We start from the raw sequence: 7,164 nt of genomic DNA, 5'->3' as shown, positions 1-7,164 counted from the left end.
CTTCGGCGGCGGCAACCGTGGCGGCGGCGGCGGTGGCCCGCGGATGCCCGCGCAGGTCGTCGGCACCGGCAAGGGGACGGTGAAGTTCTTCAACGCCCAGAAGGGCTTCGGCTTCATTCAGCAGGAGACCGGGGGCGAGGATATCTTCGTCCACATCAGCGCGGTCGAACGCGCCGGGCTCGAAGGGCTGGGTGAAGGGCAGGAGCTCGAGTTCAACCTGGTCGACCGGGGCGGAAAGGTTTCGGCGCAGGATCTCCAGGTCGTCGGCGATATCGTACCGGTGCAGGAACGCTCCGGTGGCGGGGCGGCCGGCGGCGGCCAGCGGGACGCGGCTCCGCGCCGCGAGCTGACCGGCGAAAAAGCGACGGGAACGGTCAAGTTCTTCAATTCGATGAAGGGCTTCGGCTTCCTCACTCGTGACGATGGCCAACCGGACGCGTTCGTTCATATCAGCGCGGTCGAGCGTTCGGGCCTCAGCGGTCTCAACGAGGGCGAGCGTTACGAGTTCGATCTCGAAGTCGATCGCCGCGGCAAGCATTCGGCGGTCAATCTCGTTCCGACTCAGTGAGCCAGGTGATCCCGGGCGGTTTGCGGATTTGACCCGCCAGCCGCCAGGGAATACATCGCGCCTACATTTCGCAAATGGCGACTTCCCGACCGGGGGGTCGCCATTTGCCGTTCGAGCCTACCCGGAGGACCGATGTCGATTGCCCCCCTCATGCCCGTCTATCCGCGTTGCGGGGTCCGCCCGGTCGAGGGTGATCATTGCCATCTGATCGACGAGGACGGCACCCGCTACCTCGATTTCGCCAGTGGCATCGCCGTCAATCTGCTGGGCCATTCACATGAAGGGCTGATCGGGGCGATCCAGGCCCAGGCCAGCCGGCTCATGCATGTCTCGAACCTCTACGGCAGTCCCCAGGGAGAGGCGCTGGCTCAGCGGCTGGTCGACAAGACCTTTGCCGACACCGTCTTCTTCACCAATTCGGGGGCCGAGGCAGTCGAATGCGCGATCAAGACCGCGCGGGCCTATCACCAGCATGATAGCGGCGATAACCAGCGCACCGAACTGATCACCTTCACCAACGCCTTCCACGGGCGAACGATGGCGACCATCAGCGCGTCCAACCAGGACAAGATGCACAAGGGATTCCTGCCCCTTCTCGAAGGCTTCCGCTATGCCGACTTCGACAATCTCGACAGCGCCAAGGCACTGATGAGCGAGCGCACCGCCGGCTTCCTGATCGAGCCGATCCAGGGCGAAGGTGGCATCCGCCCGGCATCCGATGCCTTCATGCGCGAGTTGCGCTCCCTGTGCGACGAGCATGATCTGATGCTGATCTTCGACGAGGTGCAGTGCGGGGTCGCTCGAACCGGCAAGCTCTACGCGTACGAGCATTACGGCATCGCACCTGACATCATGGCGACAGCCAAGGGCATCGGTGGCGGCTTTCCCCTCGGCGCATGTCTCGCGACCGAGAAGGCGGCGCGCGGCATGGGCTTCGGTTCGCACGGATCGACCTATGGCGGCAATCCGCTGGCTATGGCGGCCGGGATGGCGGTGTTGGATGCCGTCGCCAATGATGATTTCCTGAGCGAGGTCGCCGCGAAAGGCGAGCGTCTGCGCGGCCGGCTGGAACAGTTCATCGGCAACTATCCAGCACTTTTCGACTGCGTACGCGGGAAAGGGCTGATGCTCGGCTTGCGGATGAAGGAGGAAAGCCGCCCGTTCTACGTCCATTTGCGCGACAATCACCAGTTGCTGACCGTTGCCGCGGGGGATCAGACGCTGCGCATCCTGCCACCGCTGGTCGCTGACGACGCCGAATTCGACGAGTTCTTCGAGAAGCTGTCGGCAGGCGCGGCAAGTTACGAACGCGCCGCAGCCTGAGCGCGAGCGTGACACAGGCTCCGCGCCACTTCCTTGGCCTGGACGATGCCGGCGGTGATGCGATCGCTGGAATGATCGCCGAGGCGCTCGATCGCAAGCGTGCGCGGGCCGCCTGGCCGAAGGGACAGGCCGATGCCGATGCGCCGCTGGCAGGGCGCGTCCTTGCGCTGATCTTCGAAAAACACTCTACGCGCACGCGGGTGAGTTTCGATATGGCGATGCGCCAGCTTGGCGGCAGCGTCCTGGTCCTGGAAGCCGGCACGTCCCAGCTTGGCCGGGGGGAAAGCATCGCGGACACTGCCCGCGTGCTCAGCCGCATGGTCGATGCGATGTTGATCCGGACCGATGCTCACGACAAGGCAACGGATCTTGCCCGTTACGCCACCGTGCCGGTTATCAACGGGCTGACTGACTTGTCGCACCCATGCCAGATTGTTGCCGATCTCATGACCATGGCCGAAAAGGGCAAGGCGCTCCCGGGACTTCAAGTGGCCTGGTTCGGTGACAGCAATAATGTGCTGTATTCCTATATTCAGGCGGCACGACTTTTCGGTTTCAGCCTTCGGATCGCTTGCCCGCCGGGTTACGAACCAGATCCGGAATTGGTCCGGATCGCGCGGGGCGGCGGCGCGACGATCGAGATGATGCCGGACCCCCGGGCGGCGGCGGCCGGCGCCGACGTTCTCGTCACCGATACCTGGGTATCGATGGGGCAAAGCGACAGCGCGGCCCGCAAGGCGGCATTCGCCCCCTATCAGGTGGATGGCGGCTTGCTCGCACTGGCCAAGCCTGACGCAATCTTCCTGCACTGTCTCCCCGCGCATGTGGGAGAAGAGGTGACGATGGAGGTTTTCGAGAGCCCGCAATCTGCGGTTTTCGATGAGGCTGAAAACCGTCTTCACGCACAAAAGGCCATTCTGCTCTGGGCATTCGGTCTGCTCGGCTGACCCTCTTATTTCCAGCGCACAAATGACCATATCGGCGCGATGACCAAACCTGCGCCGCTACCCGAAACTTTTGCCGATCAGCCGCTGACCTTCACGATCCCCTCACGCGATGTACGGGGCCGGATCGTGCGTCTCGACGCGGCGCTCGATGAGATCCTGTCGGCCCACGACTATCCCCCGCCGATCGCCCTCCTGCTGGCCGAGGCTTTGGTCCTGGTGTCCCTGATGGGGAGCCTGCTCAAGGACGATGCATCGCAATTGACCATGCAGGCCCAGACCCAGAGTGGCGCGGTGCGGCTGCTGGTTTGCGATTACCGGGCCGGCGCGCTGCGCGGTTATGTGGATTTCGATCGCGAGCGTCTGGCCGAACTGGGCGCGAACCCGTCGCTCTATGCCTTGTTTGGGCAAGGCTATCTCGCGATCACGTTCGATCTGGCCGAAAAGCAAGGCCGGTATCAAGGCATCGTCCCCCTCGAAGGAGAAACGCTGGGCGCTGCGTGCGAGCATTATTTCGTGCAATCGGAACAAGTGCCGACCCTTGTGCGCACTGCTGTGCGCATCGAAGGCGGAAGGACCCGCGCGGCTGGTTTGCTGTTGCAATATCTGCCCGAGGGCGAGGAAGGGCGGGAGCGGCTGCACGCCCAGGACGTTTCGCCCGCTTGGGAGCATATCAGCGTCCTCGGCGGCTCGCTGCGCCATGACGAATTGCTCGACCCGGCCTTGTCGCTCGACGCGATCGTCTGGCGGCTGTTTCACGAGGAGGATGAAATCCGCATCGTTCCGGGGCACCCGATATTTCGGGGGTGCCGGTGCAGCGCGAAGCATTATCTTGGTGTCCTGGGTAAGTTTGCTCAGGAAGATCTCGCGGAGATGCGTGATGAGGAAGGGATCATTCGCGTCGATTGTGCATTCTGTTCGCGCCAGTTCGCCATCGCGGCGTGACCAGTCCGAGGGCACTGCAACGGCGGTCTCGGCGTTGATGCGACAGGACCGACCTCAGGACGCGCGATCCGGCGCGGGAAGACACACGATGATCAAACGAACCGCAACCGCCCTTTTCGGCCTCGGCATGCTTGCCGGGCTGGGTGCCGTGCCAGTCGCGGCCCAGCCTTCTCTTGGCATGCTCGATACTCTTGCCCGCGGCTTGTGGCAGGTGACCTTCCGCGATGGCGAGCCGGCGAGCAGGATCTGCGTTCGAACAGGCCGCGAGTTCATCCGGATGCGGCATCCCAAGGGGGACTGCAATCGCCTGGTCGTGGAAGACGGCAAGAATGCCGTCACGGTACAGTATACCTGCAGGGGGGACGGATACGGCCGCACGGCCATTCGCCGCGAAAGCAGCGAACTGGTCCAGATCGACAGTCAGGGGATCAAGGGCGGGCGGCCTTTCCAATTCTCGGCCGAAGCCCGACGGGTCGGCGCCTGCAACTGATCGTTGCACAGGGCGCCTGGCGGCCCTAGCGCCCGTTCGATGACGAGCGGCAAGGCAAGCGATCGAACAGCAGTGGTGCTCCTGTCCGGAGGGCTCGATTCGATGGTCTGTGCCGGCCTGGCGCGCGAGGAGGGCTTCTCCATTCATGCGCTGACCATCAACTACGGCCAGCGGCACGCGCGCGAGCTGCAGTCGGCGCGAGATATTGCCGGCCGTCTCAAGGTGGAAAGACACGTCGAACTCGCCCTCGATCTCCGGCAATTCGGAGGTTCAGCGTTGACCGCCGATCTCGATGTGCCGAAGGCCGGCGTCGTCGAGGACGAGATCCCGGTGACTTATGTCCCAGCCAGGAACCTCGTGTTCCTCTCGCTTACAGTCGCTTTTGCCGAAGCATCGGCAAGCCGCGATGTCTTCATCGGGGTCAATGCGCTGGATTATTCCGGCTATCCCGATTGCCGCCCCGAATTCATCGCCAGTTTCGCCGAGACTGCGCGGCTGGGGACGCGGGACGGAAGCCTGGGCAATCCGCTGACAATCAATACGCCGCTGCAATTCATGAGCAAGGCTGACATCGCGCGCGAGTGTATCCGGCTGGGGCTGGACCCGGCATGGAGCTGGTCATGCTATGATCCCGATCCGAACGGACTTGCTTGTGGGTCCTGCGACTCGTGCCGCCTCCGCCGAAAGGGGTTTGCGCAGGCCGGTCTTCGCGATACGACCCGCTATGCGCCGGACGCACCGGACGTAGTGGGAGAGGGAATTTGAGCACAACGGCCAACAGGGATACCGACACGAGCGCTGTCGTGGACGACGACGCTCCGGTGGCTCCCTACAGTTGGTATGCGCTCGGCGTCCTCGTCCTCGTCTATCTGCTGAACTTCATCGATCGCAACATCCTGTCGATCCTGGCAAACGACATCAAGGCCGACCTCGGCCTGACCGACGCCGATCTGGGATTTCTCTACGGAACCGCTTTCGGGGTCTTCTATGCGCTGTTCGGCATCCCGTTGGGGCGCCTTGCCGACAGCTGGCACCGCATCCGGTTGATGACGATGGGCCTTGCGCTGTGGTCAGCGATGACCGCGTTGTCGGGGTTTGCCACCAATCGCCTGGCGCTTAGCGCGGCCCGCATCGGTGTGGGGGTGGGTGAGGCCAGCGCCAGCCCCGCCGCCTACTCGCTCATTTCCGACTGGTTTCCGAAGAAGATGCGCGCAACCGCGCTCGCGATCTATTCGGCCGGGCTGTACCTGGGGGGCGGTATCTCGCTGCTCATCGGCGGCCTGATCGTGGAAAACTGGAATGCGACCTATCCGCAAGGCGGACCGTTCGGTCTGGTCGGTTGGCAAGCGGCGTTCCTGGCTGTCGGCATTCCCGGCCTGCTCTTGGCCGTGTGGGTCTTTACCCTTAGGGAACCGGTCCGCGGTGCAATCGAGGGCCGAGTTCAGCCGCCGGCGCCAAATCCCTTCCGTGGTTTTGCGACCGAACTGTTCGCAGTCATCCCGCCGCTAACCTTCCTGAGTGCGGCGCAGCGAGGAACGAGAGCCTTGCTCGTCAATATCGCCGGCGCTGTCGTGATCGGCGCGATCGCTATCGCGATGGGTGAGGCAACCGACAATTATCAGCAGTGGATTGCGGTCGGTATCGGCTATTATGCGGTGTTCTCGTGGGCTCATTCGCTGCGCCACCGCGACGCTCCGACATTCAAGCTGATCTGGGGGAGCCCTGCGTTCCTCTATACCATTCTCGGCTACGGGATGGTCGCCTTCGCGTCCTATTCGGTGTCTTTCTGGGCGGCGCCCTATGCAGAGCGCGTTCTCGGTGCATCGAAGTCGGTCGCCGGGTTCTGGATCGGCGGGGGCGGCGCGCTTGGCGGCTTCCTCGGCGTCATCCTCGGCGGCCGGGTCTCCGACTGGCTGCGTCAGCGCAACCCTGCCGGACGCATCCTCGTGATACTGTTTGGCGTTCTTGCCCCGGTCATCCCGCTGATCATCGCCTTCACGACCGATAACATCCCGCTCTACTACTTCCTCAATTTCATCCTTTCGCTGCTTGGAAGTTCGGCACTGGGTGCTGCTGCGGCGACGACGCAGGACCTGGTGCTGCCGAGAATGAGAGGTACGGCGACCGCGACCTTCTTCCTTTCGACGACGCTCGTCGGGCTCGCGCTCGGCCCCTATATGGCCGGTCAAGTCTCGACCCTGAGCGGAAGTCTTTCGACCGGCATCCTTTCAATGCTGATCGCGGCGCCAATCGGTTCGGCTTTGCTTTACATGGCGTATCGCACCGTGCCCGAGGCAGAAGCGACGGTGGTGGAGCGGGCCCGCGCAGCTGGCGAGCCCGCCTGATCTTTAGCGTCAGACCCGGTTGAGCACACCGCAGGCGATGCGGGCACCGGCGCCGCCGGTCGGATCGCTGCGATAATCGTCGGGCTGGGCATGGATCATCACCGCCGTGCCGTCGGCATCGAAGAGCTGGCGGACAAGCTCGTCACGCGAGCCATTGAGCATGACTTCGGTTGAAAGCTGACCGTTAGCCGGGACGTTGATGTTCGGCAGATCGCCCAGATGCTTGCCCTGGGGATTGAGGCTGCCGTGTTGCTGGCCGCTCGGATTGAGATGTCCGCCCGCCGATTCAAAAGACGGAGTGGCGCAGACGCCGGCCGTGTGCAGGTGGAAGCCATGTGCGCCCGCAGGCATTCCGGTCACCCGCAGACGTAGGGCATGCGCAGTACCGCGTTCGATCAGCTCTGCCGTGCCCACCGAATTGCCGGCCTGGTTGATGAGGTAGGCGGTTGCCAAGGGTGCGCTGTCCGCCGTCCCCATCGTGGCACAGCCGGCCATTGTCAGGCTTGCGGCCAGAATTGATGCAGTTCGTAAAAGCATGGGGGTTCTCCG

General features: G+C 63.6%; 8 protein-coding genes. 7 read left to right on the top strand and 1 reads right to left on the bottom strand.

Annotated elements, in window-relative coordinates; genetic code table 11:
- The 7 genes from ACHFFA_RS06740 to ACHFFA_RS06710 all read left to right on the top strand — a co-directional run.
- Positions 1 to 568: cold-shock protein (locus tag ACHFFA_RS06740; RefSeq protein WP_394270074.1), on the top strand; the 568-nt coding region annotated here is incomplete at its 5' end.
- Positions 569 to 700: 132 nt separating this feature from the next.
- Positions 701 to 1,891, top strand: coding sequence for an aspartate aminotransferase family protein (locus tag ACHFFA_RS06735; RefSeq protein ID WP_394270073.1), 1,191 nt, complete (start codon positions 701 to 703; stop codon positions 1,889 to 1,891).
- 8 nt (positions 1,892 to 1,899) lie between these two features.
- A complete protein-coding gene (gene argF, locus ACHFFA_RS06730; protein WP_394270072.1) occupies positions 1,900 to 2,838 on the top strand; it encodes an ornithine carbamoyltransferase in 939 nt (312 codons plus the stop codon).
- A gap of 39 nt (positions 2,839 to 2,877) precedes the next feature.
- Positions 2,878 to 3,780, top strand: coding sequence for an Hsp33 family molecular chaperone HslO (locus ACHFFA_RS06725; RefSeq protein ID WP_394270071.1), 903 nt, complete (start codon positions 2,878 to 2,880; stop codon positions 3,778 to 3,780).
- 88 nt (positions 3,781 to 3,868) lie between these two features.
- The gene (locus tag ACHFFA_RS06720) at positions 3,869 to 4,270 is read left to right on the top strand and encodes a DUF3617 domain-containing protein (RefSeq protein WP_394270070.1); all 402 of its coding nucleotides are present in this window, start codon (positions 3,869 to 3,871) and stop codon (positions 4,268 to 4,270) included.
- 39 nt (positions 4,271 to 4,309) lie between these two features.
- On the top strand, positions 4,310 to 5,035 hold the full coding sequence (gene queC, locus ACHFFA_RS06715) for a 7-cyano-7-deazaguanine synthase QueC (protein WP_394270069.1): 726 nt from the start codon (positions 4,310 to 4,312) through the stop codon (positions 5,033 to 5,035).
- Positions 5,036 to 5,073: 38 nt separating this feature from the next.
- Positions 5,074 to 6,615, top strand: a complete 1,542-nt coding sequence (locus ACHFFA_RS06710; protein ID WP_394270068.1) for an MFS transporter — start codon at positions 5,074 to 5,076, stop codon at positions 6,613 to 6,615.
- Between the two features lie 9 nt (positions 6,616 to 6,624).
- Here ACHFFA_RS06710 and ACHFFA_RS06705 read toward each other — a convergent pair whose 3' ends face one another.
- Complete coding sequence (locus ACHFFA_RS06705; protein WP_394270067.1) at positions 6,625 to 7,110, bottom strand: superoxide dismutase family protein; 486 nt, start codon at positions 7,108 to 7,110, stop codon at positions 6,625 to 6,627.
- Positions 7,111 to 7,164: the final 54 nt, after the last annotated feature.

It is taken from the genome of Qipengyuania sp. (assembly GCF_043423005.1).
GTDB lineage: Bacteria > Pseudomonadota > Alphaproteobacteria > Sphingomonadales > Sphingomonadaceae > Qipengyuania.
Note: the sequence above shows the minus strand (reverse complement) of the source record. Positions and strands in the feature narration are given on the sequence as shown.